The 26,633-nt window shown below is 57.7% G+C and carries 21 protein-coding genes and 1 other RNA gene; 5 read left to right on the top strand and 17 right to left on the bottom strand.

Features of this window, described 5'->3' with window-relative positions:
* Positions 1-104: 104 nt before the first annotated feature.
* Positions 105-743 carry a histidine phosphatase family protein gene (locus N879_RS16815; protein WP_009463079.1) on the top strand — a complete coding sequence of 213 codons (639 nt, stop codon included), beginning with the start codon at positions 105-107 and terminating at the stop codon, positions 741-743.
* 318 nt (positions 744-1,061) lie between these two features.
* On the opposite strand, the gene N879_RS16810 is transcribed toward N879_RS16815, so the two are convergent.
* From N879_RS16810 to carA, 4 genes are all read right to left on the bottom strand, one after another.
* Positions 1,062-1,832 carry an SDR family oxidoreductase gene (locus N879_RS16810; RefSeq protein ID WP_022983493.1) on the bottom strand — a complete coding sequence of 257 codons (771 nt, stop codon included), beginning with the start codon at positions 1,830-1,832 and terminating at the stop codon, positions 1,062-1,064.
* Between the two features lie 13 nt (positions 1,833-1,845).
* Positions 1,846-2,742 (bottom strand): lipid A hydroxylase LpxO, encoded by an 897-nt coding sequence (gene lpxO / locus N879_RS16805; protein ID WP_026485242.1) that lies wholly within the window; start codon positions 2,740-2,742, stop codon positions 1,846-1,848.
* 141 nt (positions 2,743-2,883) lie between these two features.
* The gene (gene carB / locus N879_RS16800; protein WP_022983490.1) at positions 2,884-6,126 is read right to left on the bottom strand and encodes a carbamoyl-phosphate synthase large subunit; all 3,243 of its coding nucleotides are present in this window, start codon (positions 6,124-6,126) and stop codon (positions 2,884-2,886) included.
* 8 nt (positions 6,127-6,134) lie between these two features.
* Positions 6,135-7,298, bottom strand: a complete 1,164-nt coding sequence (gene carA / locus N879_RS16795) for a glutamine-hydrolyzing carbamoyl-phosphate synthase small subunit (RefSeq protein ID WP_035270978.1) — start codon at positions 7,296-7,298, stop codon at positions 6,135-6,137.
* 169 nt (positions 7,299-7,467) lie between these two features.
* On the opposite strand from carA, the gene tal reads away from it, so the two are divergent.
* On the top strand, positions 7,468-8,430 hold the full coding sequence (tal, locus tag N879_RS16790) for a transaldolase (RefSeq protein WP_009463071.1): 963 nt from the start codon (positions 7,468-7,470) through the stop codon (positions 8,428-8,430).
* 200 nt (positions 8,431-8,630) lie between these two features.
* Here tal and N879_RS16785 read toward each other — a convergent pair whose 3' ends face one another.
* From N879_RS16785 to N879_RS16745, 10 genes are all read right to left on the bottom strand, one after another.
* On the bottom strand, positions 8,631-9,368 hold the full coding sequence (locus N879_RS16785) for a class I SAM-dependent methyltransferase (protein ID WP_009463069.1): 738 nt from the start codon (positions 9,366-9,368) through the stop codon (positions 8,631-8,633).
* A 273-nt stretch (positions 9,369-9,641) separates the two neighbouring features.
* Entirely contained in the window at positions 9,642-10,436 is a 795-nt protein-coding gene (locus N879_RS16780) for an ABC transporter permease (RefSeq protein WP_009463067.1), read from the bottom strand.
* Between the two features lies 1 nt (position 10,437).
* On the bottom strand, positions 10,438-11,244 hold the full coding sequence (locus tag N879_RS16775) for an ABC transporter ATP-binding protein (RefSeq protein WP_009463065.1): 807 nt from the start codon (positions 11,242-11,244) through the stop codon (positions 10,438-10,440).
* On the bottom strand, positions 11,237-12,277 hold the full coding sequence (locus tag N879_RS16770; RefSeq protein WP_031232993.1) for an ABC transporter substrate-binding protein: 1,041 nt from the start codon (positions 12,275-12,277) through the stop codon (positions 11,237-11,239). Before N879_RS16770 ends, N879_RS16775 begins: the two co-directional genes overlap by 8 nt.
* A gap of 105 nt (positions 12,278-12,382) precedes the next feature.
* Positions 12,383-12,994 carry a recombination mediator RecR gene (recR, locus tag N879_RS16765; RefSeq protein ID WP_003803396.1) on the bottom strand — a complete coding sequence of 204 codons (612 nt, stop codon included), beginning with the start codon at positions 12,992-12,994 and terminating at the stop codon, positions 12,383-12,385.
* Entirely contained in the window at positions 12,994-13,320 is a 327-nt protein-coding gene (locus N879_RS16760) for a YbaB/EbfC family nucleoid-associated protein (RefSeq protein ID WP_009463063.1), read from the bottom strand. Before N879_RS16760 ends, recR begins: the two co-directional genes overlap by 1 nt.
* A gap of 41 nt (positions 13,321-13,361) precedes the next feature.
* A complete protein-coding gene (dnaX, locus tag N879_RS16755; RefSeq protein WP_009463061.1) occupies positions 13,362-15,785 on the bottom strand; it encodes a DNA polymerase III subunit gamma/tau in 2,424 nt (807 codons plus the stop codon).
* Between the two features lie 115 nt (positions 15,786-15,900).
* Positions 15,901-15,998: signal recognition particle sRNA small type (ffs, locus tag N879_RS20190), an RNA gene on the bottom strand.
* A 16-nt stretch (positions 15,999-16,014) separates the two neighbouring features.
* Complete coding sequence (locus tag N879_RS16750; RefSeq protein ID WP_009463059.1) at positions 16,015-19,317, bottom strand: UvrD-helicase domain-containing protein; 3,303 nt, start codon at positions 19,315-19,317, stop codon at positions 16,015-16,017.
* Entirely contained in the window at positions 19,317-21,965 is a 2,649-nt protein-coding gene (locus tag N879_RS16745) for a hypothetical protein (protein ID WP_022983487.1), read from the bottom strand. The genes N879_RS16750 and N879_RS16745 overlap by 1 nt, the downstream gene beginning before the upstream one ends.
* A 108-nt stretch (positions 21,966-22,073) precedes the next feature.
* Here N879_RS16745 and N879_RS16740 point away from each other — a divergent pair, with 108 nt between their 5' ends.
* Positions 22,074-22,886, top strand: coding sequence for a TOBE domain-containing protein (locus N879_RS16740; RefSeq protein ID WP_009461326.1), 813 nt, complete (start codon positions 22,074-22,076; stop codon positions 22,884-22,886).
* Here N879_RS16740 and N879_RS16735 read toward each other — a convergent pair.
* From N879_RS16735 to modA, 3 genes are read right to left on the bottom strand one after another with little or no spacing between them, the layout of a single operon-like run.
* Positions 22,876-23,577 (bottom strand): sulfate/molybdate ABC transporter ATP-binding protein, encoded by a 702-nt coding sequence (locus N879_RS16735; RefSeq protein ID WP_022983485.1) that lies wholly within the window; start codon positions 23,575-23,577, stop codon positions 22,876-22,878. The two genes, N879_RS16740 and N879_RS16735, sit on opposite strands and share 11 nt — an antisense overlap.
* Positions 23,574-24,254, bottom strand: coding sequence for a molybdate ABC transporter permease subunit (gene modB / locus N879_RS16730; RefSeq protein WP_009461324.1), 681 nt, complete (start codon positions 24,252-24,254; stop codon positions 23,574-23,576). The genes N879_RS16735 and modB overlap by 4 nt, the downstream gene beginning before the upstream one ends.
* Positions 24,255-24,272: 18 nt before the next feature.
* Positions 24,273-25,022, bottom strand: coding sequence for a molybdate ABC transporter substrate-binding protein (gene modA, locus N879_RS16725; RefSeq protein WP_009461323.1), 750 nt, complete (start codon positions 25,020-25,022; stop codon positions 24,273-24,275).
* Between the two features lie 176 nt (positions 25,023-25,198).
* Between modA and xerD the strand changes: the two genes are divergently transcribed.
* Positions 25,199-26,095 (top strand): site-specific tyrosine recombinase XerD, encoded by an 897-nt coding sequence (gene xerD / locus N879_RS16720; RefSeq protein WP_009461321.1) that lies wholly within the window; start codon positions 25,199-25,201, stop codon positions 26,093-26,095.
* A 15-nt stretch (positions 26,096-26,110) separates the two neighbouring features.
* Positions 26,111-26,605 (top strand): Cys-tRNA(Pro) deacylase, encoded by a 495-nt coding sequence (gene ybaK, locus N879_RS16715; protein WP_009461319.1) that lies wholly within the window; start codon positions 26,111-26,113, stop codon positions 26,603-26,605.
* The last annotated feature ends 28 nt before the right edge of the window (positions 26,606-26,633 follow it).

Below are 26,633 nucleotides of genomic sequence, written 5' to 3'. Positions count from 1 at the left end.
GCGGTATATACCCCCTCTATCTGCCTGTGCTTGACTGGCCCATTACAATAGACAATCAGCCTGCCTTTGGCAGTCCGATTCCCTAGCAGAGTGATTACGCCAGCATGAGTACGTCTATTTGTCTGATCCGCCATGGTGAAACCGCCTGGAACGCCGTACGCCGTTTACAGGGCTGGCAGGATATAGAGCTGAACGAGACCGGCCGCGAACAGGCCCGTGCCCTGCAAAGTTACCTGAGCTCCCCGGCGTTTCACATGCCTGTGGATGCCGTCATCAGCAGCGATCTGCAACGCGCCTCAGAAACAGCGGCAATTGCCTGTCAGCATTGGGATATTGAAATCCAGCAAGTCCAGGGACTGCGCGAACGCGGCTTTGGCAAGCTGGAAGGCCAGGCCTGGGATGCGGCAGGCCGCCATGGGCCGGATCAGCCCGACGATACCGTCGATATCGATTACGCCGTAGAGGGCGGCGAATCACTGCGTCAGTTTCAAACACGGGTTCTGAGCTGCTTTGAGGCGCTGGCGCAGGACAATACGGGCAAGAACTTGCTGGTCTTTGCCCATGGTGGTGTCATTGATATGGTTTGGCGCAAGCTGAACCAGCAGGCGCTGAATGCCAAGCGCACTCATGCCATTTTGAATACCAGTTTGAATTTCTTCAGTATCGATAAAGACTTGAACTGGACCTGTACGCAGTGGGGGCAGTTGCCACATCTGAATACGGCACTGGACGAGCAAGTCTAAGCCATACATAGCCATGATCAGGCAGGTACCCGCAGATCGGATTAGCTGTAGCGTTCGGTAAACCAGCCTGAGACTTGTGCGGAGTCCTGTCCGCCTGACTCACCTCATCAGTTCCTGACAGTGTCTCCAGCGCCACACCCGCAACCTTCATCCTTGCGATAGCGACGGCCCTATACCAGGAAGAGCCACAGGCACTATTGCGGTTGCGGTTGCGGTTGCGGTTGCGGTTGCGGTTGCGGTTGCGGCCATAAGCATAGCCCCCCTTCCAACCACGATGAGGCCAACAAGGGCCTCAAAAATCAGCGACAGGGGCAATGATCAGCTTTTTTTGTTCAGTCGTGGCTTGCGCGGCGCCTGACGAGCCAGACGGTCATACAGCCAATTAGGGAAAAGACGCATCAGGCGCGAGACAACTCCCATCTGCCACGGAATGACTCGATAGGACACGCCCTGCTCGATAGTCTTGCGAGCTTTGCGGGCAAAGTCCTCAGCAGGCATCAGAAACGGCATGGAGTAAGGATTCTGCGCCGTCATGGCCGTGCGAATATAACCGGGCGTAATGGTGACAACAGAAACACCGTATAGCGACAGCTCCAGCCGCAAGCTTTCGCAGTAGGCAATGACAGCCGCCTTGGAGCTGCTATAAGCCCCCGCACCGGGCAAACCACGAATACCCGCCACGCTGGCAATACCCACCAAGGCTCCCTTCCCCGCCGCTTTCATGGTGCCGATAAAAGGCTCGAAGGTCGCCACCATGGCCAGAAGGTTTGTATCCACAATGGCTTTGAAGACGGCAAAATCCTCGGTTTCTTCCGTCAAGGTGCCAGCGCTGATCCCCGCACTGGCAATGACCACATCAATTTTTTGCCCTGTGAACTGCAAAAAGTCCTGGGCCGCTTGATGCAAGGCGTCTCTGTCACGTACATCCGCCACATAGATACGGTGCACACCGGGCAAGCTCTCAGCCAGCGCCTGGAGTTCTTCCTGACGCCGGCCCAGCAAACCCAGGCAAGCACCTTGAGCGGCGTACTCCTGGGCCAGCGCTTTGCCCAGACCGCTGCTGGCACCCGTGATAAAGACGGTTTGCATCTTTGCCTGCTTTTTACAGGAAGATCAGGGCAGCAATGCCCAGCACCAGCAACCACTTAAGGATGTAGTACAGGGTTTCGTTCTTTTTCTTGATCGCCTTGCCGAAACGACGCACTGCATAAACCGTACCGAAAATACGGTTGATACCACCGGTGCGGTCGCCTTCCTGGTTAGGAGCGGCAGCGGCGCGCAGCAAGAAACCACCCACTGCGTGATTGATCGCCTGTGCCCAACGGTAACGCATGGGGCGCTCTACGTCCGCAAACAAGATAATGCGGTTCTGATCCGTTTTGTTCTCGGCGTAGTGAATAAAGGTTTCATCAAACACCACGGCCTCGCCATCACGCCAGTGATAACGCTGGCCGTCCACTTCGATATAGCAATCCGGACTATTAGGCGTCATCAGCCCCATGTGAAAGCGCAGCGAACCCGCATAAGGGTCGCGGTGACGCGGTAAACGGGCACCGGGTGGCAAAGAGGTGAACATGGCCGCCTTGATCGAAGGAATGTCCTTGAGCAGATTGGTCGTCACCGGGCACAGTTCGCGTGCTGACGGATGATCCGCGTCATACCACTTCAGGTAAAAACGCGTCCAGCCGGTTTTAAAGAAGGAGTTGAAACCCGCATCGTTGTACTTGTCCGAGGCCTTGATATGGCCTTCGCCAAATAGCTGCTCGGCCTCGGCACGGATTTCATCGCAGTGCTCCAGCAGCTTGTTCAGCTCGGGAAAGTGTTTCAAATCCAGATACGGCTCGTTCGGTACTGCCGAAAAGCCGTACATAAAGACGTTCAAAGGAGCCGTGAAGGTGGAATGATCCAGCAACTGGCGAGAAAACCGGTGCCTGACTCTACCCCTGAAGTGCACAACAATCGTGCACACGATGAACAAGGCAAGAATGAACCATTTCACGACATGATCTCCAAAGAAGAAAACTTCTGCACTGTGCAGGCAGTGGCCTGCGTGCTGCCCCAATACGACGGCTTGGTCTTGTCTGATGCAAGAACAAAAAAAGGCGCACCACTAAGGTGCGCCTTTCCAGCCGGGTAAGACTTAGTGTTTCGCGAGCAGAGCGTGCAGCTCTTGAAGCGCGTAAACTTTCAAGCCCTCACCTTGGCTCAGATACTGCAAGCCTTGAACCGCCGCCACAGCACCGGCAATGGTGGTGTAGTAGGCCAGGTTGGCAGCCAGCGCATGTGTACGGATTGTACGCGAATCAACGATGGCGTTGCGACGCTCTTCAACCGTATTGATGACCAAGGAAACTTCACCATTCTTGATCATGTCCACAATGTGCGGACGGCCTTCGGTAACCTTGTTCACCACTTGAACAGCCAGACCAGCCTGTTCGATGGCGCTGGCGGTACCGCGAGTAGCCACAACCTTGAAGCCCAGCGAAATCAGGCCACGAGCCACTTCAACCGCTTGTGGTTTATCCTGAGCACGCACGCTGATGAAGGCCTGGCCGCCCTTGGGCAGGTTCACACTGGCAGCCATCTGCGACTTCACGAAGGCTTCGGCAAACGAGGTGCCCACACCCATGACTTCGCCGGTGGACTTCATTTCAGGTCCCAGAATGGTATCCACACCAGGGAACTTCACGAAGGGGAACACGGCTTCTTTCACGCTGTAGTAAGACGGCGTGACTTCTTCAGTAATGCCTTGCTGGGACAGAGTCTGACCAGCCATGGCGCGAGCGGCGATCTTGGCCAGCTGCAAACCGGTAGCCTTGGACACGAACGGCACGGTACGCGAAGCACGTGGGTTCACTTCCAGCACGTACACATCGCCATCCTGAATGGCGAACTGCACGTTCATCAAGCCCTTCACGTTCAAGGCCTTGGCCATAAGTGCGGTCTGGCGCTTGATTTCAGCCACGGTTTCGTCGCTGAGCGAGTAAGGAGGCAAGCTGCAAGCGGAGTCACCGGAGTGAACACCAGCTTGTTCAATGTGTTGCATCACACCGCCCACAAACACGCGCTCGCCATCGGCCAGGCAGTCCACGTCCACTTCGGTGGCGTTATTCAGGAAGTGATCCAGCAGCACGGGCGAGTCATTGCTGACCTTGACCGCTTCGCGCATATAGCGCTCCAGGTCTTGCTGCTCGTGCACAATTTCCATGGCGCGGCCACCCAGCACATAGCTTGGGCGCACCACCAGGGGGTATCCAATTTCAGCAGCCAGAGCAATGGCTTCGCCTTCGGTACGAGCTGTACGGTTTGGCGGCTGACGCAGACCCAGCTTGGTCAGCAGCTTCTGGAAGCGCTCACGGTCTTCAGCCACGTCAATGGATTCAGGGCTGGTACCGATGATAGGTACACCGTTGGCTTCCAGAGCACGTGCCAATTTCAGCGGAGTCTGGCCACCGTACTGAACGATGGTGCCCACGGGTTTTTCGATATGAACGATTTCCAGCACGTCTTCCAGAGTCAGAGGCTCGAAGTACAGACGGTCGGAGGTGTCGTAGTCGGTAGAAACGGTTTCGGGGTTGCAGTTGACCATGATGGTTTCGTAACCATCTTCGCGCAATGCCAAAGCAGCGTGCACGCAGCAGTAGTCAAACTCGATACCCTGACCAATACGGTTAGGACCACCACCCAGAACAATGATCTTCTTCTTGTCCGTAGGATGGGATTCGCACTCTTCCTCGTAGGTCGAGTACATATAGGCCGTATCGGTGGAGAATTCGGCCGCGCAGGTGTCCACACGCTTGTAGACAGGACGCACGTTCAACTGGTGACGCAGTTTGCGCACTTCCGATTCCACGGTGTCCAGCAGGAAGGCCAGACGGCGGTCGGAGAAACCACGACGTTTCAGACCGAACAAGGTGTCGCGGTCCAGATCGGCCAGCGTCTTTTGCTCCAGAGCCAGTTCAATGTCCACGATCTCTTTGATCTGGGCCAGGAACCAGGGGTCGATCTTGGTCAGGTTGTGAACTTCGTCCAGGGTCAGGCCTTGAGCGAAAGCATCGCCCACGTACCAGATACGCTCTGGGCCGGGTTCGCCCAGCTCGACCTGCAGTTTTTCGCGGTCGGTGGTTTTCTGGTTCAGACCATCCACACCCACTTCCAGGCCACGCAGGGCTTTCTGGAAGGATTCCTGGAAAGTGCGGCCAATAGCCATCACTTCACCTACGGACTTCATCTGGGTGGTCAGGCGCGAGTCGGCCTGAGGGAATTTTTCGAAAGCGAAACGTGGCACCTTGGTAACCACGTAGTCGATGGTGGGCTCGAACGAAGCGGGAGTCGCACCGCCGGTAATTTCGTTCAGCAGCTCGTCCAGGGTGTAACCCACGGCCAGGCGCGCAGCGATCTTGGCAATAGGGAAGCCCGTGGCTTTGGAAGCCAGAGCCGAGGAACGGGACACGCGCGGGTTCATTTCGATAACGATCATGCGGCCGTTATCGGGGTTCACCGCGAACTGTACGTTCGAACCACCGGTATCCACACCGATTTCGCGCAATACGGCGATCGATGCATTACGCATGATCTGGTATTCGCGGTCGGTCAGGGTTTGGGCAGGAGCCACGGTGATGGAGTCACCGGTGTGCACACCCATGGGGTCCAGGTTTTCAATGGAGCACACAATAATGCAGTTGTCGGCGCGGTCACGCACGACTTCCATTTCAAACTCTTTCCAGCCCAGCAGGGATTCTTCAATCAGCAGTTCGTTGGTTGGCGATGCTTCCAGACCACGACGGCAGATGGTTTCGAATTCTTCAGGGTTGTAGGCAATACCGCCGCCCGTACCGCCCAGCGTGAAGCTGGGGCGAATCACGACGGGGAAACCGGCGGTGCCGATTTCTTCAGCGATACGCTTTTGAACCGCCCAGGCTTCGTCCATGCTGTGAGCCACGCCGGACTTGGCGGACTCCAGACCGATGGAGGTCATGGCGTCCTTGAATTTCAGGCGGTCTTCGGCTTTTTCGATAGCAGCGGCGTTGGCACCGATCAGCTCGACACCGAATTTTTCCAGCACGCCATGCTTGGCCAGATCCAGGGCGCAGTTCAGCGCGGTTTGGCCGCCCATGGTGGGCAAGAGCGCATCGGGACGCTCTTTTTCAATGATTTTCTCGACAGCTTGCCAGGTGATGGGCTCGATGTAGGTGACGTCGGCCGTATCCGGGTCCGTCATGATGGTGGCCGGGTTGCTGTTGACCAGCACAGTCCGATAACCCTCGGCCTTCAGGGCCTTACATGCCTGGGCTCCCGAGTAGTCGAATTCACAAGCCTGACCAATGATGATCGGGCCTGCGCCAATGATAAGAATGCTTTTTAAGTCTGAACGCTTTGGCATAGTGCGATTTATTTATTGGCCTGGTGGGCAGCCATCAGGCTGATGAATTTGTCGAACAGCGAGGCAATATCGCGCGGGCCGGGAGTGGCTTCGGGGTGACCCTGGAAGCAAAACGCGGGGCGATCTGTCAACTCGAAGCCTTGCAGGCTCTGGTCGAACAAAGAAATGTGCGTGACCTTGGCATTGGCTGGCAAGGTTGTGGCATCCACCGCAAAGCCGTGATTCTGGCTGGTGATGAACACGCGGCCGCTGGCCAGTTCCTGCACAGGGTGGTTGGCACCGTGGTGGCCATTTTTCATCTTCAAGGTCTGAGCACCTACGGCCAGACCCAGGATCTGATGACCCAGGCAAATACCAAACACAGGCAACTTGCGCTCCAGCAAGCCCTTGCAAGCTTCGATTGCGTAATCGCAAGGCTCCGGATCACCAGGGCCATTGGACAGGAACACGCCATCAGGTTCGTAAGCCAGCACATCGGCCAATGGAGTTTGCGCAGGCACGACGGTGACCTTACAGCCACGGTCCGCCATCAGGCGCAGGATGTTGGCCTTGACGCCAAAGTCGTAAGCCACCACGTGGAAGCGGTCGCCTTCGGGCTTGGAGAAACCTTGGCCCAGTTCCCACGAACCTTCGGTCCAGTTGTAGGACTTGTCGGTGGTAACCACCTTGGCCAGGTCCTGACCTTTCAGGCCAGGGAAAGAGCGGGCCAGTTCCAGTGCACGTTCGGCATCATCACCCACCAGGATGCAGGCACCCATGGAGCCTTTCTCGCGCAAAATGCGAGTCAGCTTGCGGGTGTCGATACCGGAGATGGCCACAACGCCCTGAGCTTTCAGGTAGTCGGGCAAAGACTGGGTGGAGCGGAAGTTGGACAGGCGGGCGGGACAATCGCGAATGACAAGCCCGGCAGCGTGGGCTTTGGTGGATTCGGAGTCCTCTGGATTGACACCGGTATTACCGATGTGCGGATAGGTAAGCGTAACAATTTGACCGCTGTAGCTTGGGTCTGTCAGGATTTCCTGATAGCCCGTCATGGCTGTATTGAAAACGATCTCAGCAACACAGTGCCCCTCGGCACCGATTGATACCCCTTTGAATAGGGTTCCATCCGCCAGGGCTAGGACGGCACTAGTGATAGTGCGGGACTCCTCAGGAAATAAAGACGGCAGCACGTTAAAAACCCCGGATTCTGAAATTAATATTAAACCTTCTAATTATATGCTCAAACGGGGTTTTTCCGGTAGTTTATCGGTAATAACACCGAAACCAGGCACGAAAACCTGGAAAATCGACTACAGTAATTGATTGGTTTGATGGCTTTGCGATGGACTAGTAACAGACATGACTACTCAGCTTGACTCCCTGCGCCAGTGCACAACCGTAGTGGCCGACACAGGCGATTTTGAAGCGATGCGTGCGTATCGCCCTACCGATGCAACAACCAATCCTTCCCTGATCTTGAAGGCTGTCCAGCAGGCGGCCTATCGCCCCTTGCTGGACCGTGTCATCGCCGACCACCCTCACGCCAGCCTGGCTGAAACCAGCGATCTGTTGCTGGTTGCCTTTGGCCAACAAATTCTGGACATTGTTCCCGGCCGCGTCTCCACCGAAGTGGATGCCCGCCTGTCCTTTGATACCCTGGCCAGTGTCGAGCGCGCCCGCCATATCATTCAGCATTACGAAAAGGCCGGTGTGCCGCGCGAACGGGTACTGATCAAGCTGGCCAGCACCTGGGAAGGCATTCAGGCCGCCCGTACGCTGCAAGCCGAAGGCATCAACTGCAACCTGACCCTTTTGTTCTGCCTGCCGCAAGCCATCGCCTGCGCCCAGGCCAAAGTCACCCTGATCTCGCCCTTTGTGGGTCGCATCTACGACTGGTTCAAGAAAACCGCTGGCCAGGACTGGGACGAAAGCGCCAACCAGGGCGAGAACGATCCCGGCGTGCGCTCGGTCCGCAGCATTTACGAATACTACAAAACCTATGACATCCCCACGGAGATCATGGGTGCCAGCTTCCGCAATGTCGGCCAGATCAAGGCGCTGGCCGGTTGCGATCTGCTGACCATCAGCCCGGATCTGCTGGGCCAGCTGGATGCAGCCCAGGGTGAAGTCCCTGCCATGCTGGATGTGGCGCGCGCCAAGGCGGTTGCCCCCGAATGGCGTGCCAGCAATGAAATCACTTTCCGCACGGATTTGAACCAGGACGCGATGGCTACTGAAAAGCTGGCCGAAGGCATCCGTCAGTTCACCGCGGATGGCATCAAGCTGGACTCCTTGATTCAGCAAGCGCGTCAGCAGGCTTGATCACTGGCACTGCGATATAAAAAGGCTTTGCATCCTGCAAAGCCCTGAAAGAAGCCCGCTGCTTGATCAACAACTTGAGCAGCAAAAAGAATCAGCCCGGCATTGCGCCGGGCTGATTTGCTTTGAGCCCTATCTGGACTGCAGCCAGATCTTGCTCAGGTCAATACGCACCACACTTTTCTAATCCAGCACACTTTCTTTCAACGTTCGCAAAGCAAGCTGATTTGTGGACAATTCTTCTTGTAGTCTTCCCAAAAGCCTGGCGGATAGGCATCCAAAGCCTGCTGAGTCAATAACGGCATCTGCCAGCGAAAGGACCGAAAACCCGCCTTTGCCAGGGCTGCTTCGTAATGCTCTTTACTCCAGCGGTGATAGGTAAAACGAATCGGCGCCCCCACATTAAAGTGTGCAGTATGCCGAAAGCCCTCTTGGTACGGCTCCTCCGTCAGCACTTTCAAACCGTACTTGGCCACATCCTCCTTTCCCAACTGAAAGTCCGGGTTCACGGTATAGGCCACCAAGCGACCATTCGGTTTCAGATTATCTGCCACGGCCTGGAACATCTGCTCCAACTCCTGCACTGACCGGGAGTAATTGAACAGAAAGGCCGCAATTGCCCGGTCGAACTGCCCGATTACCCCCATCTGCAGCACGTCTCCCACCCGGAACTCAATATCCTCCTTCTGCTGCCTGGAAATGTCTTTAGCCTGATTAACCATGCTCTCCGAAATATCCACCCCCACGACCTTGGCTGCCCCCTGCTCGTAGGCCCGGCGCCCGAAAAAACCATAACCACAGGCCAGATCCAGCACAGACTTGCCCTTCACGTCTCCCAGCAACTGCTCCACAGTAGCGACCTCTGCCAGCCGAGCGGGCGAGGTCCGGTTGAACTCTTCGTAAATCGTGCCGATTGCGTTGTAGTCATGCTGTTTTTCCATGTACGTCTCCATCTGCTTGGTTTGACAACAAACACGTCAAGGTACTAAGACTGCTGGCACACACCGATCACGCGGTGCGGCCTTGATCTATAGCACTTTGGGGCCTGGGCGATAGGAGTGAAAACCACATATCGATCCTGTCATGTTTGTTCTTTTATGTATTTAAGCGCCTAACTGTCTCCTCCCTGTCCCCACTCTCGAAAACAAGCAGGCATAAAAAAACCGACTCCTGAAACGGGAGCCGGTTCTCTCGACATTTGGGCCAGACAGCGGTCAGAGCTTTTCTGTGCCGCCACCTTGCGGCCGCCAGGCCAGCAAGCGATCCTCAAAGACACTGACCAGCCCATCCAGGATCAGCGCAAACACCGTCAGGACAACAATACCGGCGAACACTGTATTCACGTCCAATGTGCCCTCTGCCTGCAAGATCAGATAACCGACCCCACTGGCTGAACCCAGGTATTCACCCACCACAGCACCCACAAAGGCCAGACCGACCGAGGTGTGCAGGCTGGAGAACACCCAGCTGGTTGCCGAAGGAATATAGACATGGCGCAGCAACTGGCGACGGCTGGCACCCAGCATGCGGGCGTTGTCCAGCAAGGTGGAGCTGACTTCACGCACACCCTGGTATACGTTGAAGAACACGATAAAGAACACCAGAGTCACGGCCAGAGCCACTTTGGACCAGATACCCAGACCAAACCACATGCCGAAGATAGGCGCCAGAATCACGCGTGGCATGGAGTTGGCCGCCGTCAGATACGGGTCCAGCAAGGCCGCCGCACGGGGCGAGAGCCCCAGCCACAGACCGCAAGCCAGACCGGCAATCGTACCGATGGCAAAGGCCAGCAGGGTTTCGCTCAAGGTCACGCCCAAGTGCAGGTAAATATCACCATTGGTGACGAACCAGGCCCAGATCACCTTGACCACTTCCAGTGGCTGGCCAAAGAAGAAGGCTACTTTGGGGTCCAGCGTAAAAAAGTGCCAGGCAGCCAGAATGACGATGAGCAGCGAAATTTGCCAGCCGCGCAGGGCCAGCTTGGATTGAGTAATAGATTTAGACATATCAGGCACGCTTTTGCTGGGCATAACCCTTCAGAACTTCATCACGCAAGACGGCCCAGATTGCCGCGTGCAATTCGACAAAGCGGGGGTCGTTGCGTACTTCGGCCACGTCACGAGGGCGTGGAAGATCGACATGAAATTCGCCGATGGGATGAGTGCCCGGCCCGGCCGACAGGACCACCACCCGGTCGCTCATGGCAATGGCTTCATCCAGGTCGTGAGTGATGAACAGCACGGCTTTACGCTGCGCCATCCAGATCTCCAGCACCTCGTTTTCCATCAATTGACGGGTCTGAATGTCCAGCGCCGAGAACGGCTCATCCATCAGAATGATGTCGGGATCACGAATCAGGGTCTGGGCCAGCATGACACGTTTGCGCATACCGCCAGACATCTGATGCGGGTAACGATCCCCGAAACCACCCAGGCCGACTCGCTTGAGCCACTCCTGGGCACGGGCGCGGGCCTCGTCCTGCGGGACACCGGCAAACTCCAGACCGGCCATCACGTTGGATTCGGCACTGCGCCAGGGCATCAGCGCTTCGCCCTGGAACATGTAGCCAGCGCGCTCGTTCACCCCTTCCAGGGGTTTACCGAACACACGCACTTCGCCCGACGAAGGGCTCAGCAAACCCGCCCCTACGTTCAGGAGCGTGGATTTGCCGCAGCCCGTTGGGCCTACAACCGACACAAATTCGCCTGGAGCAATGCTCAGGCTGGCGTCACGGACCGCTGTGTACGTACCTTTGCCATCGCGGGATGCAAAAACACAGCTGATGTTATCTAAAGAAAGTGCTGCCTCAGACATTGGGATACTTCTTGTTGGCTTTTTCAGCAAACTCGTTGGTGAAGATCTTGCTGGTATCAATCTTGGATGCGTCCAGATTCGGCACAAAAGCGGCCAGCGCATTCAAGGCGGTAGCGGGGCCATCAGCATCGACCAGACCATCTGGCGAGAGTGCTTCTTTATTGGCGTCCAGACATTGCTTGTACAGCTCTACATCACCCAGCAGGTAGGTGGCAGGCACGGTTTTGGCAATGGTTTCAGCGTCGTTGGCCTGAATCCATTTATCGGCGCGTACGATGGCGTTGGCCAGGGCCTGAGCGGTGTTCGGATTCTTGATGAGGAAGTCTTCAGAAGCGTACAAGCAGGCCGAAGGCATATTGCCGCCAAAAATGGTCTTGGTGTCGGCAACGGTACGGGTGTCAGCAATGACACGTACTTCGTTCTCCTTGAGCAAGGTGCCGATAACCGGGTCCAGGTTAGCCATGGCATCGATCTGACCCGTACGCATGGCAGTAACCGCACCCGCGCCAGCGCCTACACCGATAAAGGCCACGTCCGAGGGTTTCAGACCATTCTGCTCCAGATAGAAGTTGACCATCATATTGGTCGAGGAACCCGGTGCGGTCACACCGATTTTCTTGCCCTTCAAATCCGCAGGCGACTTATAGTCAGCCATCGTCTTGTTGGACACGGCCAAAACGATGGCCGGTGCGCGTCCTTGCTGCACAAAGGCACGGTACATCTGCCCTTTGGCCTGCAAGTTGATGGTGTGCTCAAAAGCGCCCGAGACGACATCGGCACTGCCACCGACAACCGCTTGCAGGGCCTTGGAGCCACCGGCAAAGTCGGCCACTTTGACCTTGAGGCCTTCATCATCAAAATAGCCGTTAATCTCGGCAATGGACAAAGGCAGGTAATAGATCAGCGCTTTGCCACCGACGGCAATCGTGATGCTTTTTTTCTCGATTTCCTGTGCACGGGCCAATGTTGGCAGCGACAGTGCCAATCCCGATGCTCCAACCAGCTTGAGTGCATGACGACGAGTCAGTTTCATGGCAATCCCCTTCTTGTTGTTGGTCATTAATTATTTAGGTCTGATACTTATACTAAAAAACAAAGGGGGGTGTCCCCCCCTTGTCCGCCAAGCGGTCAAACCCGATTAGGTGGCGCGACGCTCCATCAAGGCCCAGGCAATGGTGCTGGGGTCTACGTACTCCAGCTCGCTCCCGGCTGGCACACCGCGTGCCAGTCGAGTTACTTTCAAACCTTGGCTAGTGAGCATTTCCGCCAGATGATGGGCGGTGGTTTCGCCCTCTGCGGTGAAATTGGTCGCTAGAATCACTTCCTGCACTTGGCCATCACCGGCTCGCTCTAGCAAGCGGTCAAATTGCAAGGCATCCGGGCCTATGCCTTCCAGCGGCGTCAAACGCCCCATCAGCACATAGTAAAGGCCTCGATAGCCATGCGTAGCCTCGATCATGTTTTGATCGGCAGGCGTCTCCACCACACACAACAACGCCGGATCACGGCGGGGATTGGCACAGGTCTCACAGATAGGTTGAACAGTGAAACCATTGCAGCGCTGACAGTGCTGCAGTGCCGTCGTGGCATGTTCAAGAGCGCGGCTCAATTGGTCGGCACCTACCAGGTCGTGTTGCAACAAGTGGTAGGCCATGCGGCGAGCGCTACGCTCGCCCACACCGGGTAGCCGACGCAGAGCCTGGATCAGAGCCCGAAGCGGTTCGGGCTCTGCGATCTGCGGTTCGTTCATTAGAACGGGAACTTCATACCGGGTGGCAGTGGCAGGCCAGCGGTAACACCCGCCATTTTTTCCTGCGACGTTGCCTCGGCTTTGCGCTGTGCATCGTTAAAGGCAGCAGCAATCAAATCTTCCAGCATCTCTTTTTCGTCTTCCAGCAGGCTGGGGTCGATAGAGACACGGCGCACATCGTGGCGGCAGTTCATGATGACCTTGACCAGACCACCACCGGAAACGCCCTCGACCTCGATATCGGCCAAGGCTTCCTGGGCCTTTTTCATGTTTTCCTGCATTTGCTGCGCCTGGCGCATCAAGCCGGCAATCTGACCTTTCATCATGGTTTGGTTTTCCTGATTGATATAAATTGACAAGGGGCCATTCAGGCGGCCCGAACCAAAGGAGTGGCCTTGATCGACCCGGCTTTGACGCTGCCGTCAAAGTCCTGGATCAGGCTCAAGACAAAGGGATCCTGGGCAACCTGCTCTTCGGCCTGCCGCTGGCGCTCGGCCAGCTTGGCCTGCTCCACGGCATGCGCGGTGGCATCGCCCGTATCCCCGTATTCGATCACCAACTGAATGGACTGGGCAAAGTATTCCGACAAAACGGTGCGCAAGCGCGCTTTGCCCTGGCTGCCTTCAGTAGCCTTGATTTTGGCACGCAGGTGGATTTCCTGGCCTTTCACGCCCAGCCATTCGCTCTGGCGGGCCAATTCAGCGGCCCAGCCACTTAAGGGCAGGCTGGTTGCCACTTCAGGCCAGGTTTCCGGTTTCATGCCGCCCAGACGGACGGTACGCGGGCTGTCCGAACCGCTTTGCGGTACAGGCAGGCCCAGTTCAGTGTCGGGCATGAAGCGATCAGACAGGGACACAGACGGTACATCGCCGTCTTCTTCGGCACGAGCCGCGTCCATATCCAGAGGTTGGTAATTCTCGAACTCTTCGTCCATGCCCTCGGACAGCCAGGCGGGCTCTTCCGGGCCGTCCTGGGTGGAGACGGCTGGCGGCGCTTCTTCTGCCACCGGGTCTACTCGGGCAGCGGCCTGGGCCTGAGACGACATCAGGGGCTGAGCACTGTTCTTGCCCTGGGCTTTGGAGGATTCCGCTACAGGGTCGGCAGAGGAATCAGCCTGGGATGCGGAGGTGGGCTCTGCGGCTGGCTGGGCTGACGGGGCGGATGGAGTCGATGCCGCTTGGACGGCTTCAACAGCGCTGCTGCCAGCAACTGCAGTCGCAGCTTCTTGAGGCTGACTGGTCGCGGAACGGGCGTCAAAGTTTGCATCCGCTGGGGCAGACTCTGAAGAGTCATAGCTGGCCCCTGCACCGGCAGGCTCGGGAGCATCTTCCCAGGCCGGGACAAAATCGTCGTCAGCAGGGATGGATTCTGCGACTGGCGCTGCTTGGGCTGCATGTGCACGGGCAACATCAGCGACCGGGGCGGCTGCAGGGACAGAAGCCTGTGCCTGCTGAGACGCGGCCTGTGGGCTAACCGCAGGCTGAGTGGTTTGCGCGGCTTGTACTGCTTGTGCGGTTTGCGTGCTCGGCTCTGTTTGCGCACCCTGCGCAGCTTGCTGTAGAGGCGCGGCAGAGGCGGCGGCATCAACAGAGGCAGCGGGGGCTGCCGCAGGAGCGGGAGCAGCCTGAGCCGCGCCAGCACCAGCACCAGCACCAGCAGTATCAGACCCCGAAGGCCCTGCTGGCGGTGGCACATACGCCGAGACGGGCTCGGGCAGCAAGGCCAGCATACGCAAGCACGCCATCACAAAACCGGCGTACTCATCCGGAGCCAAAGACAGCTCCTGACGGCTATGCACCGCTACCGAATAAAACAACTGCACATGATCGGGCGAGAGCATGGGCGCTAGTTGCCGCACCGCCTCTGCCAGAGGATCATCATCAGAAATCGTGCCGGGAATGCGCTGCTCGATGGCGATACGGGACAACAAGGTTGCCAGATCAGCCAGAGCGCCCGAATAAGACAGGCCGCGCAAGGCCAGATCATCGGCCACACCCATAATGGCCTGTGCATCGTAAGTGACCAGCGCTTGCAGCAATTGCGCCAGGTGGCGTTGATCAATGGTGCCCAGCATGGCTTGCACAGCCTGGGCGCTAAGATCGCCCGCGCTATAGGCAATAGCCTGGTCGCTCAGCGACAAGGCATCGCGCATGGAGCCATCAGCTGCCTGTGCCAGCAAACGCAAGGCAGGCAGCTCGAACTGCATTTCTTCCTGAGTCAGAATGTCTTGCAGATGGCCCACAATCGCGGGCACTGTCATCTGCTTCAAATTGAATTGCAGACAGCGCGACAAGACCGTGACCGGAATCTTTTGCGGATCGGTCGTGGCCAGAATGAATTTGACGTGCGCTGGCGGCTCTTCCAGCGTCTTGAGCATGGCGTTAAAGGCGTGCCCGGTCAGCATGTGAACTTCGTCAATCATGTAGACCTTGTAACGGCCCGAGCTGGGTGCGTAGACCGCCTGCTCCAGCAGCTGGGTCATCTCTTCCACACCACGGTTGGAAGCGGCGTCCAGCTCTACATAATCAATAAAGCGGCCAGCATCAATCTCGGTACAAGCGCGGCAAACGCCACAGGGCTTGGAAGTGATGCCAGTTTCGCAGTTCAGCGACTTGGCCAGAATACGCGACAAGGTGGTCTTGCCCACGCCGCGTGTGCCCGTAAACAGCCAGGCATGGTGCAGGCGCTGGGTATCCAGGGCGTGCGTCAGAGCGCGCACCACGTGGTCCTGACCAACCAAGGTGTCAAAGGAACGGGGGCGCCACTTGCGGGCCAGAACGAGATAGGTCATGCGAATTCCGGACGGCGTGAACCATCAATACAAATAAGCGAAAGGAAAAGTGTACCGGATTCGGTGCTGAAGGGAAGCAGATAGACCGGGCGCGCATAACCCGATAAGCAAATGAAGTGGCGAGCCTGACTCCGGCACTGATTCTGCACGGCTGTGGCTGCTTCGTTCCCGACCTGACCAGATTCACCGCCGAACCATGCGGAGGGGCCCGCCGACCAATAGTGTAGCATCAATACGGCAGCCAAAGATCGGCTCTCGGGAAATAAAGCGCAGCCTGCGCGGGCCGGCCATCCAGAGCCTGCACCTGCTCACAATACCGCTGCAATTGCGGCGCATAACGCTCCAGCATCCGGGCCTTGAAATCGTCCAGACTTTCATGCTCGGCAGGTCGTCCGGTCTTGTAATCCACCACCAGCCAGTGATCTTCCTGGGAAATGGCCAGGTCAATAATCGACACCCGGCCACTGACGTCCAGCAAGGACCATTCCCGGTAAGCTCGGCTGACGCCCAGCAGCCAGCGGCCCCGTTCCGTCTGTACGGTCGCAGTAATCGCTTCAAACAGGGATTGGGCGGCTTCATCCAGATAGGTCGCTGGCACACCAGCACGCAACAGTTGACGACGCATCACGGCGCGGCCTTGCTGCAAGCGTTCTACCGGCCATTGCTCCAGCCCTTCACGGCCCAGCTTTTCCAGCCAGTCGTGGGCAACCGTACCAATGGCTTTTTCATGAGTCGTGTCCAGGGACCACTGCCAGCTTTGATACTGCGGGCTGTCGGCCTGCAACTGCTCGGGCGGCGCGGCCGGCAAGCTCACCACACGCTGCAACAATGCTGCGGAACCTTGCCCTGCTTCCTCTTGCTGTCCGCCCTGCTCGGCTTGCCAAACAGGAGCCTGTGGCTGCTCCAGGACCGGCCAGACACGGCTCAGCAAGGAGCGGCCATCCGGCTCGCGCAGGCCCTTGTCCTGGGTAATGCTCAATTCCGCAAACAGATGCAGTTCCTGGCGAGCGCGCGTCAGGGCCACATATAACAAGCGGTGGCTTTCCTGCTCGGCCCGGATACGCTCCCGCGCCGCCAGAAACTGCGACACCGGATCGCGCTGCTCGCTGCCCTTGTGACTGATCGGCCCCAGAATCAAGCGCTCGGCGCTGTGCTCCAGACGAATCAACGGCTCGGAGTCGGCTGCTGACTGCTTGTGCAAGCCAAACAAAATGACAGTTTCAAACTCCAGGCCCTTGGACTTGTGAATCGTCATCACCTCCACGGCCTTGCCCGTACCTTGCGGGGTGGCATACAGCGACTCCACACGGGCCTGCAATTGTTGCTGGTCGGGCGGTCCGTAAGGGCATAACTCCTCCAGCAGACGCAAGACTTGTTCTGCATCCGCCTGATCAGCCAGGCTTGGATAGACTTGCGGCCCGCCCAAGCGCGTCCAGCATTCCTGCACCCAGGCAGCAAAAGGCATCAAGCCACTACGATTGCCTTTGTCCAGCAAGATCTGGCAAGCAAAGAGCAGACGAGAACGCTCGTTGGCATCCCAGTCTTCAAAATCCTGATTGTGTGTAAGCTCGGCCAAGGTCTGTGTTGGATGCAAGGCGCACAGGCGGTGCAGGCTCTCCAAACGCAGGCCGATCAATGGCGAGCGCAACACGGACAGCCAAGCCAGTCGATCAGCCGGGTGCGCCAAGGCACGGACCAACTGCACCAGATCAGCCACCACAGGACGCTGTTGCAAGGGTTCCAGTTCTACGGCTCGACACGGTATGCCCTGCTCGCCCAGCTTGCGCACCAGACCATGCAAGTGCGAACGTGCTCGCACCAGAATCGCCACCGGATGTTCGCTGTCCTGATAACGTTCCAGAGCTTGGGCCGCACACTGAACCGCCTCCTGCACTGCACGCTCTTGAGCCGCTTGCTGCGACGGCACAGCGTCCTCTCCCCTAGCCACTCGGAAATGCCAGGACGGATGAAAATGCACCGCCCAATCGGGGATATCGGGCTTGAAGGCGGTCGAGTGTTCGTAGGTGACCATGCCCAGATCCGGGTCAGGTCGAGCCGGAAACAATTGCGCCCCCACTTTGTTCACCCATTCCACCAAGCGCGGATGTGAACGGAAGTTATTACTGAGATTCAGCGGCTCCAGCTCTACTTCGCCCAAGCGTCGAGCTTGCCAGACTTGCAGAAACAAACCCACTTCCGCCTTGCGGAAACGGTAAATGGACTGCATGGGGTCGCCCACCAAAAACAGACTGCGTCCATCGCCAGGCTCCCAGCCGCTGGTCAGGCGTTCCAGCAACTGCACCTGGGATTGGCTGGTGTCCTGGAACTCGTCTACCAGCAAATGGCGTATGGACCTGTCCATGCGCAAGAGCAGCTCGCCCGGCTCGTCGGCATCACCCAAGGCTTGCAAGGCACGTTGGGCAATCTCGGTGAAATCGACCTCGGCTTTCTCGGCAAAGCGCAGTTTCAATTGCGCCGCAGCCAGCCACAAGACCTGAATCAGATTGGACAGGACTTCTTGCTGCTGGGGGGAGTATTGCTCGGGCAAAAGGCGTGCACTGGCCAGGCGAGCAATCCAGGGCTCTGCACCCAGACAATTGCTCAACCACTCGGTCAGCATTTCTTTTTGTGCCGTTTTCGGGGGAAAGCCATTACGCACCGTCAGGCTTTTGCGCAGATCGCCTTTATCCGTCAGCAACAAGGCTGCCAGACCACGCCAGCGCGGCAAATCGTCCATGACCGGGGCCAGGTTATCGCCTTGCCAATCCGCCAAGGCCAGCACATCGCCGCTTTCCAGATTCGAGGCCGCAAAGCAGGCCAGGGGGGCCAAGGTTCGCGCCCAACCGGGTGGCAGTGAATCGCTTAGCTGCTGCAGTTGCTGCTCCACCACCTCACGCAAACTGTCTTGTAAAAAGGCTACATCACCGCCCTGCCCCACCGCTGGCAACCACTGATCGCGGCTGGCCAACATACCGGCCAACAGAGCTTGCGCCTGCAGCAAGTTCACATCCATGTGCTCCAGAAAACGCGCCACGCTGGGCACGCTTTCCGCCATCTCCAGCGTGGCCCAAGCCGCCGCTTCGTAATGCTCCTGGGCCTTATCGGTAATGGCCGGAACCCCGCCCAGCCCCGTAATCCAGGGCATGGCGCGTACCAGGTGGGCACACAAGGAGTCGATGGTCCGGATGCTTAAACGGGCCGGGTAAGCCAGCAAATCCCACTGCTGCTCCTGATTGCGCTGCATGGCGGCACGCGCCAGTTCCCAGCTGCGTACCCGGTAGGGCTCGGCAGGCCGTTCCTGATTGGCAGCGGCCAACTTCTCCAGTACACGCGCATGCATTTCAGCCGCAGCTTTACGGGTGAAGGTAATGGCCACTATTTCTTCTGGCCGCTGCACGCGAGCCAGCAAGGCCAGAATCCGATCGGTCAGCAGCTCTGTCTTGCCGGAACCGGCTGGGGCCTGGACCAGAAAGGAGGACTCGGGGTCCAGTGCCCGTGCACGGGCGGGGCTATCGCTAGGGACTGTCACCATTACACCTCTCCTCCATTATCTTGGAGGTCTTCCTGGAACAAACGTAAAAAGGGCAAAACATCGCAATACAGCAAATCGTTGCGGTTCCAGATCTGGTTGGCGGCCTGCCCTTGCAGGAACTCATCTGCCAAGCTTTCCACCGCCTGTTTCCACTGCGCGATTTGGGCGGTCCACTGCTGGGCGCTCTCCAATTCGGTCAGACCCTCAATATCCATGCCGGGCGCGGCCAAACCGCTTAAACCGACCTGTCGGGCATGCAAGCGTACAAAGGCCAAACCACTGACGGTGCGGCCCTCATCCTGCAAGGCGGCGGCATAAAACGGCAATTGCAGATTCACGGGTCTGGGCCGCAGCCAGTCTTTATCGGGCCGCAGCTCGCCTATGCCGGTTTTGTAATCCAACAGTAATTGCTCGCCATCAGCCAGATCATCCAAGCGGTCCAGACGCAGGTTCAGACGTAACAAGCCACGGTTCCAACTCAACTCATGCTCCGTCGCCCCCAGGGCGAACGGTGGGCGCTGGGCTTCCTGATGAGCGTACTCATTCAAGACGGCCAGACCCCGCTCCATTTCCAGGCTGCGCAGCACTGGACCGTAATCGGCCAGCTCTTCTTGCGCCGCTTGATCGATGCACGTTTGCACCACATCCAGCAGTGAGCCCTCACCAATCAGCTCATGCAGGCTGTCCTGATCCTTCACACGCAGCCAGAACAATTCGACGGCGCGGTGCAGGAACATCCCGCGTGTATTCATATCGCCCACACGGGCGTAGTCGGGCAAGGCCTGACCATGTAGCCGAAACTTCACAAAAGCCCACAAGGGATTGCGAGCCTGGGTATCCAGCACACTGATCCCGCCACGTATGCGCTCTTCCAGCTTCAGACTGGGGCCTTGCTCGTCCAGCAAGGCTTCCTGTGCAACGGCCTGCTCTGCCTGCACCGCCCAAGGCATTTCCAGCACGGGCCAGTGGGCAATCAAGGGGCTGGGCCTCAGCTCCTGTTCGCCCTGATGCAAAGGCGCACTTAGCAAAACCTGATTCCCACAGCGTAGCAAGGCACTCAGCATCCAGCGCGCCCATTCCAGCTCCCGCTCTGGCGTACTGCGAGGTGCCGAGACTCGACGCAACACCTGGGCAGGAATCAAAGGATTGGGTTTGACCGCAGCAGGCAAAATATCATCGGTCAGGCCCAGCACCCATACGGCATCCCAGCGCCCGCCTTCCGCTTCCAGAAAACCCAGCACGTCCAGCCGGGAACGTGGGTCTCGTTGTGGCTGGAACAAATTTTCACGGGCCATGCGGGCCAAAGCGCTTTGTGCCTTCAAGGCACTGATGCGACCCAAGACCGGCGCTTGCTGCGCCAATTGCAGCAGCAAGGCTTCCAAAGCCTCCAGAGTTTGAAACTGGGCACTATCCAGACGGTTAGTGCCCGGAAAGCCCAAAGCCTCCAGGCATTGGCGCATGACCGACGCCCAGGTATCCACTCCTTGAGCGCCGGCCGATACGGACTCGAAGCGTTCCACCGCCTTGCCCCAGGCCAGAGCCAGTTCGGGTGTGTGGAAGCTGAGCATGTCGGCAAATTCTTTACGGCTAACTTGTGTAATGCGGTTGTCGCGCCAGGCCTTGTCAATGCGGGCACGGCCACCTGCTTCAGACTGTTCTGCCTGACACGCTCCCAAACGCAAGGCTTCGCCCAGCATGGCGGGCTCGGCCTGCCCCTTGGTCGCCAGCGTAAACAAGGCCTTCAACCAGGCCATGGCCGCTTCAACCACTGGCCACTCAGCCAAGGATCGGGCTGCCGCCACGTTATAGGGCAAAGCACCTTGATCCGTGTGCATGGCCTGTCGCAAAAGACGATGCACCAACGGCAATTGCGTTTCCAGCTGCGCGGCCACAATGGCTACTGTGCGATCCGGGTACTCGTCCAATTGACGACGCGCCCACTGCACCGCCAGGCGCCATTCCGTATCCGCATCCTGCGCCTGCACCCGATACACCTCTGTCGCCGGAGCCTCTTCGTGCTGCAGCTGGAGAATCTCTACCCCCATGTCCTGCAAACCACTCAACAAACTTTGCAGGCGCGGCGAATATTCATGAAAACCATGCAGCACCATATGGCGATGACGCATGTGCAAGGCGCCTGCCTGCACCGCTTTGAGCACACGCTCCGCAGCCAGGTTTGCATCATCCAGATCTGCCTGCTCCAGGCTTTGCCGGTAGTGAGAGCGCCATTGCATGAAGCGTTCAAAATCCACGCTGGCCTCGCCGGGTTTCAGCTCGATATTCCACTCATCCAGCAAGGTATCGGCTTCACAAGCCAGACGCGCCGCCTGACCGACATCCAGAAAATAGCCCTCTTCCTCGCATTGCTCGATGCTGTGTTCCCAACGCTGCAAGGCGGCAAAGCGATCCATCTGGTGCGCGGCTGGTTGCCACTGTTCGGAAAAGCAGAGCTGATCACTGGCCTGCGCCAGCCAGGCGCCCAAAGGCACAATTTCCGGTACGGCAACTGTCCCGCCAGCACCCGCCAGACGGGCCGACAAATGTCCCAGCAGGCGGCGCGCATAGCGCTTGTTCACGGTCAAGACAACCGTCTCGGCACTATTGAGCTCCTGCAATTGAGCCATGGAAACAGCAGGGGTGTCGTACATAGAAAAAACCAGTTAAGGTTGCAAGAAAACAGAACGGCCAGCAGCGCTGATCCGGCCATTGTACCGGCGCTCTATCCCTAGTTTGTTCCCGCCCTTACACTTATCACCATGTCTAGTTCAAACACCCCCAATACCGAATTAACCGGCAGCCTGTCGCTGCGCACTGGCGACCATACCTGGGGTAGCGCCCGCCGTATGGCCTTGCTGGCCGCCATTGCCGAGCAGGGCTCGATCTCTGCCGCTGCCCGTCATATTGGCATCAGCTACAAGGCGGCCTGGGACGCCATCGACATCATGAACAATATGGCGGGCGAACCTCTGGTGCTGCGCAGTACGGGCGGTCATCGTGGTGGCGGTGCCACCCTGACGCCCAAAGCCGTCGAACTGCTGGAGCTGTATCAAACCTACGACCGGCTGCATCAACGCTTCATGAGCCGTATTGGTCGTTTAATGCCTTCCGTGGCGACTCAAATGGAGTTACTCCAAACCATGATCATGCAAACTTCGGCTCGCAACCAACTGCCCGGTATCGTTACCACGATTAAAACGGGAGCCGTCAACGACGAAATTCATGTGGATATTGGCCAGGGCCAAATCGTGGTCGCGTCCATCACACGAGAAAGCACGGAAAACCTGGGCCTGCGTGAGGGGCAGAAAGTTCTGGCCTTTCTGAAAGCGTCCTCGATCATGATTGGCACGGGCGACACCCGTAACTCCCTGTCCGCACGCAATCAACTGCCCGGCACGATTACCGATGTCATTACCGGTGCCGTCAATGCAGAAGTACGTCTGGAACTGCCACAGGGCCTGACAGTCACCGCCAGCATCACCCTGGACAGCACACAGCGCTTGCACCTGGAAGCAGGCCAGTCCGCCTATGCACTGTTCAAGGCATCCAGCGTGATGATCGCTACGCTGTAAGAGCTTCCAGATCCGCGCTGGTACAGCATTCGATAATGCATCCATCGCGAATACGATAGACCTCTTGGGCCAGGGCCCTGGCATCCTCAGGATCGTGCGTGATCAGGATAGTGGGAATATCGATCTGGCTTTGCAACTGAGCCAGTTCAGCCCGCAAACGCGCACGCAAGTCCTGATCCAGGGCCGCCAAAGGCTCATCCAGCAAAAGCAGCTGAGGTTCAATAGCCAAGGCTCGCGCCAAGGCACAACGCTGCTTTTGCCCGCCCGACAGTTGGGCGGGATAGCTGCTTAATACCGACTCCAGCTGAAACGCTTCTACCCAACGCTGGGCAGCCGCAGGCATGTCTCGCACGGAGCGGTTGAACAAGCCCGTGTTCAGACCAAAGCAAATATTCTGTGCTGCGGTCAGATGCGGGAACAGGCCGTAGTCCTGAAACAGGTACGCCACCCGACGCTCGCGTGGTTTCAGGTTGATGCCTTTTTCAGAATCAAAATAGACCTGATTGCCAATTTGAATGCGGCCATGGTCGGGCCGCAACAAGCCCGCCACGCTTTGCACCGTCAAGGACTTGCCCGAACCCGAAGGCCCGTACAGGGCAATATGACGGGCTTCGGTTTGAATCTGAATGTTCAAGTCGAAATGACGGGCCTCGCTGACCACGGTGCGTTGAATCTGTACAGTCAGGCTCATTGCATCCCTCTTTTACGGCGTACGTGACGGGGTGACAAGGCACTGGTACTCCACAGGACCAGCACACAAGTAATCGAAATAATAGCGACCAGCACCAATGCCTGCTGATCCTCCCCTGCCTGGACTGCCTCGTAAATGGCGATGGACATGGTTTGGGTGCGCCCCGGTATGCTGCCCGCGATCATCAACGTAGCGCCGAACTCGCCCAAAGCGCGGGCAAAGGCCAGCAAAACGCCTGCCATGATGCCACGCGCTGCCAAAGGCAGGCTGACACGAAAGAAGATGGCCAAGGGCTTCAGACCCAGCACGCTGGCCGCATTTTCCAGGCGGGGGTCCACATCCTCAAAAGCCGCACGCGCGGCCTTCAAAATCATGGGAAAAGCTACGACAGTCGCGGCAATCACCGCGCCCTGCCAGGTAAAGACCAGTTCAATCCCCATACTGGAGAGCCATTGCCCAAAGGCACTGCGCCGACCCAGCAAGACCAGCAGGTAATAGCCGATGACGGTAGGCGGCAAAACCATGGGCAAGGTCAAGATGGAATCAAGCAGATCACACCAGCGCGACTGCCAGCGCGACAAGGCATAGGCCACTCCTATACCCAGCACACAGGCAAACAAGGTCGCCCAACCGGCGACCTTGAGCGATAAGCACAGAGGAATCCAAAGTGAAGTCATCCGACGATCAAAATCCTGTCAAGGCTTGGCAAAACCGTATTTTGCCAGCACTTGCTGTCCGGATTCAGACATGACGAAATCCTGGAAAGCCTGAGCCTTGTCATTACGGCCTTCGCGCTGCACCAAGGCAATCGGGTAAGTGACAGGTTCCGTGGTCTTGAGCACTTCCAGCACTTCCACCTTGTCTTTCATGATGGCCGCGTCGGTCGCGAACACGAAACCGGCTTCCACTTCACCACGAGCGACATAATCCAGCACCTGACGCACGTTCTGGCCCAGAATTTCACGCTGTTTCACCGCATCCCACTGACCGGCCTTCTCCAGAGCGGCCTGAGTATAACGACCCACAGGGACGACAGTCGGATTACCCAAAGCAACGCGTTTAACTTCCGCCTTGCCTAGATCGCCAGCGTTCGTAACCCTGGCAGGGTTGTCGCTAGGCACAATCAGCACAACCTGATTCTGCACAAAATTCTTGCGGGTGGCAGGATCCACAGCCTTGGCCTCTTCGGCCTTGTTCATGGCTTTCTGATCTGCCGAAGCAAACACATCCACAGGAGCGCCATTGACGATCTGCTGCAACAGCACGTCCGATGCTGCAAAACTGGTCAGCACTTTGGTGCCCGGATGCTCTGCCTCAAACTGGCCAGCCAGTTCCTTGAAGGCGTTGGTCAGACTGGCGGCGGCGGCCACAACCAATTCATCGGCTTGCGCGGCGCCTTGCAAGAACAGGGATAAGGCAGCGACCGATACGACACGTTTGAACATTGTTTTCTCCTCCAAGGGCAGGTGTAACGAATTAGTATAATCAGGAAATATATATAGGTATATAGCGTAAATCTACCCGTCTGCTGAATGAAGCTCATCATCCCGGAGTGATAGCATGATGGCTTTCCAGCTTCATTCCGGCTGCCAAAAGCACGCTTTACGACTCTTCCATCCTCATGACGCAAGCCAGTCTGATTTCCGATTTCATCACCATGCTCTGGTTGCAGGACGGCCTGTCTGCCAACACCCAACAAGCGTATCGGCAGGATCTGGAACGCCTGGAGGAATGGGCTCAACAAGAGCGCGAAGGCAAAGCGCTGGAGCAGTTGGAAGCCAAGGATTTGCGGGAATGGATGGCCAGCCAGGCAGATCAGAGCAAGGCCAGCACAGCCAATCGCAGGCTGGCCACCTTACGTCGCTTTTACAACTGGACAGTGCAAGAAGGCATGCGGCAGGACGATCCCTGCCTGGAATTGAGCAGCGCCCGACAGGCCCCACGCGTCCCGCACACCTTGTCCGAAGAACAGGTAGAACGCCTGCTGGCTGCCCCGGACATACATAATCCCTTGGGGCTGCGCGATCGCTGCATGCTGGAAACCTTGTATGCCAGCGGTTTGCGCGTCACGGAACTGACTGAACTGCCCTTGCAGAACCTGAGCCTGAGCGATGGCGTGCTGCGCATCGACCAGGGCAAGGGGGGCAAGGACAGGCTGGTGCCCTTGGGGCAGGAGGCCCTGCACTGGATCGAACGCTATATGCAGGAATCCCGCCCTGCCTTGCTGGGCCAGCGCCGCAGCGATTTTGTCTTTATTACCGGGCGCGGCACCTGCATGAGCCGCCAATCCTTTTGGTTGATCGTCAAGAAATATGCGGTTCAGGCCGGTGTTCTGGCCCCCTTGTCGCCGCACGTTTTACGTCATGCTTTCGCGACCCATTTGCTCAACCACGGCGCCGACCTGCGCGTGGTGCAAATGCTCTTGGGACACGCCGACATTTCCACGACCCAGATTTATACTCATGTGGCACGTGAGCGCTTGAAAGCCTTGCACGCAGCCCATCATCCACGCGCCTGAGCGCACTACCAAGATATGGCTAAAGAAAAACACGTTAGCGAAACACCGGCCACACAGTGGCTACGTAAAAATGGCATTTCCTTTACCGAGCATAGCTACAACTATGTCGATCATGGCGGAGCCATGGAAGCGGCAGCCCAGCTGGGTCTGGATCTGCACCGGGTGGCCAAGACCCTGATAATGGAAGATGAAAGCGCCAAGCCCCTGATCATCGTGATGCACGGCGACCGTGAAGTCTCCACCAAGAATCTGGCCCGTCAGACCGGCGCGAAAAAGATCGCCCCCTGCAAGCCGGAGGTGGCCCAGCGTCATTCCGGCTATATGGTTGGCGGCACCTCGCCTTTTGCCACCCGCAAGGCCATGCCGGTGTGGCTGGAAGAAGAACTGCTGGAATTCGACACCATTTACATCAATGGTGGCCGACGAGGCTATTTGCTGGGCATCAATCCCCAGGTTCTGATCGACAAGCTGGGGGCACGCCCCGTACAGGCTGGCCTGGAAAAAGGCTGATTTTACTTGGCAGCAGGTATAAAAAGAC

It is taken from the genome of Alcaligenes sp. EGD-AK7, assembly GCF_000465875.3.
GTDB lineage: Bacteria > Pseudomonadota > Gammaproteobacteria > Burkholderiales > Burkholderiaceae_B > Alcaligenes > Alcaligenes phenolicus.
Note: the sequence above shows the minus strand (reverse complement) of the source record. Positions and strands in the feature narration are given on the sequence as shown.

What these genes read in the sequence shown, in the direction of transcription:
- N879_RS16815 (WP_009463079.1), top strand. Translation starts at nt 105, where the DNA reads ATGAGTACGTCTATTTGTCTGATCCGCCATGGTGAAACCGCCTGGAAC.
- N879_RS16810 (WP_022983493.1), bottom strand. Translation starts at nt 1,832, where the DNA reads ATGCAAACCGTCTTTATCACGGGTGCCAGCAGCGGTCTGGGCAAAGCG.
- carB (WP_022983490.1), bottom strand. Translation starts at nt 6,126, where the DNA reads ATGCCAAAGCGTTCAGACTTAAAAAGCATTCTTATCATTGGCGCAGGC.
- tal (WP_009463071.1), top strand. Translation starts at nt 7,468, where the DNA reads ATGACTACTCAGCTTGACTCCCTGCGCCAGTGCACAACCGTAGTGGCC.
- N879_RS16785 (WP_009463069.1), bottom strand. Translation starts at nt 9,368, where the DNA reads ATGGAAAAACAGCATGACTACAACGCAATCGGCACGATTTACGAAGAG.
- N879_RS16780 (WP_009463067.1), bottom strand. Translation starts at nt 10,436, where the DNA reads ATGTCTAAATCTATTACTCAATCCAAGCTGGCCCTGCGCGGCTGGCAA.
- N879_RS16775 (WP_009463065.1), bottom strand. Translation starts at nt 11,244, where the DNA reads ATGTCTGAGGCAGCACTTTCTTTAGATAACATCAGCTGTGTTTTTGCA.
- N879_RS16770 (WP_031232993.1), bottom strand. Translation starts at nt 12,277, where the DNA reads ATGAAACTGACTCGTCGTCATGCACTCAAGCTGGTTGGAGCATCGGGA.
- recR (WP_003803396.1), bottom strand. Translation starts at nt 12,994, where the DNA reads ATGAACGAACCGCAGATCGCAGAGCCCGAACCGCTTCGGGCTCTGATC.
- N879_RS16760 (WP_009463063.1), bottom strand. Translation starts at nt 13,320, where the DNA reads ATGATGAAAGGTCAGATTGCCGGCTTGATGCGCCAGGCGCAGCAAATG.
- dnaX (WP_009463061.1), bottom strand. Translation starts at nt 15,785, where the DNA reads ATGACCTATCTCGTTCTGGCCCGCAAGTGGCGCCCCCGTTCCTTTGAC.
- N879_RS16750 (WP_009463059.1), bottom strand. Translation starts at nt 19,317, where the DNA reads ATGGTGACAGTCCCTAGCGATAGCCCCGCCCGTGCACGGGCACTGGAC.
- N879_RS16745 (WP_022983487.1), bottom strand. Translation starts at nt 21,965, where the DNA reads ATGTACGACACCCCTGCTGTTTCCATGGCTCAATTGCAGGAGCTCAAT.
- N879_RS16740 (WP_009461326.1), top strand. Translation starts at nt 22,074, where the DNA reads ATGTCTAGTTCAAACACCCCCAATACCGAATTAACCGGCAGCCTGTCG.
- N879_RS16735 (WP_022983485.1), bottom strand. Translation starts at nt 23,577, where the DNA reads ATGAGCCTGACTGTACAGATTCAACGCACCGTGGTCAGCGAGGCCCGT.
- modB (WP_009461324.1), bottom strand. Translation starts at nt 24,254, where the DNA reads ATGACTTCACTTTGGATTCCTCTGTGCTTATCGCTCAAGGTCGCCGGT.
- modA (WP_009461323.1), bottom strand. Translation starts at nt 25,022, where the DNA reads ATGTTCAAACGTGTCGTATCGGTCGCTGCCTTATCCCTGTTCTTGCAA.
- xerD (WP_009461321.1), top strand. Translation starts at nt 25,199, where the DNA reads ATGACGCAAGCCAGTCTGATTTCCGATTTCATCACCATGCTCTGGTTG.
- ybaK (WP_009461319.1), top strand. Translation starts at nt 26,111, where the DNA reads ATGGCTAAAGAAAAACACGTTAGCGAAACACCGGCCACACAGTGGCTA.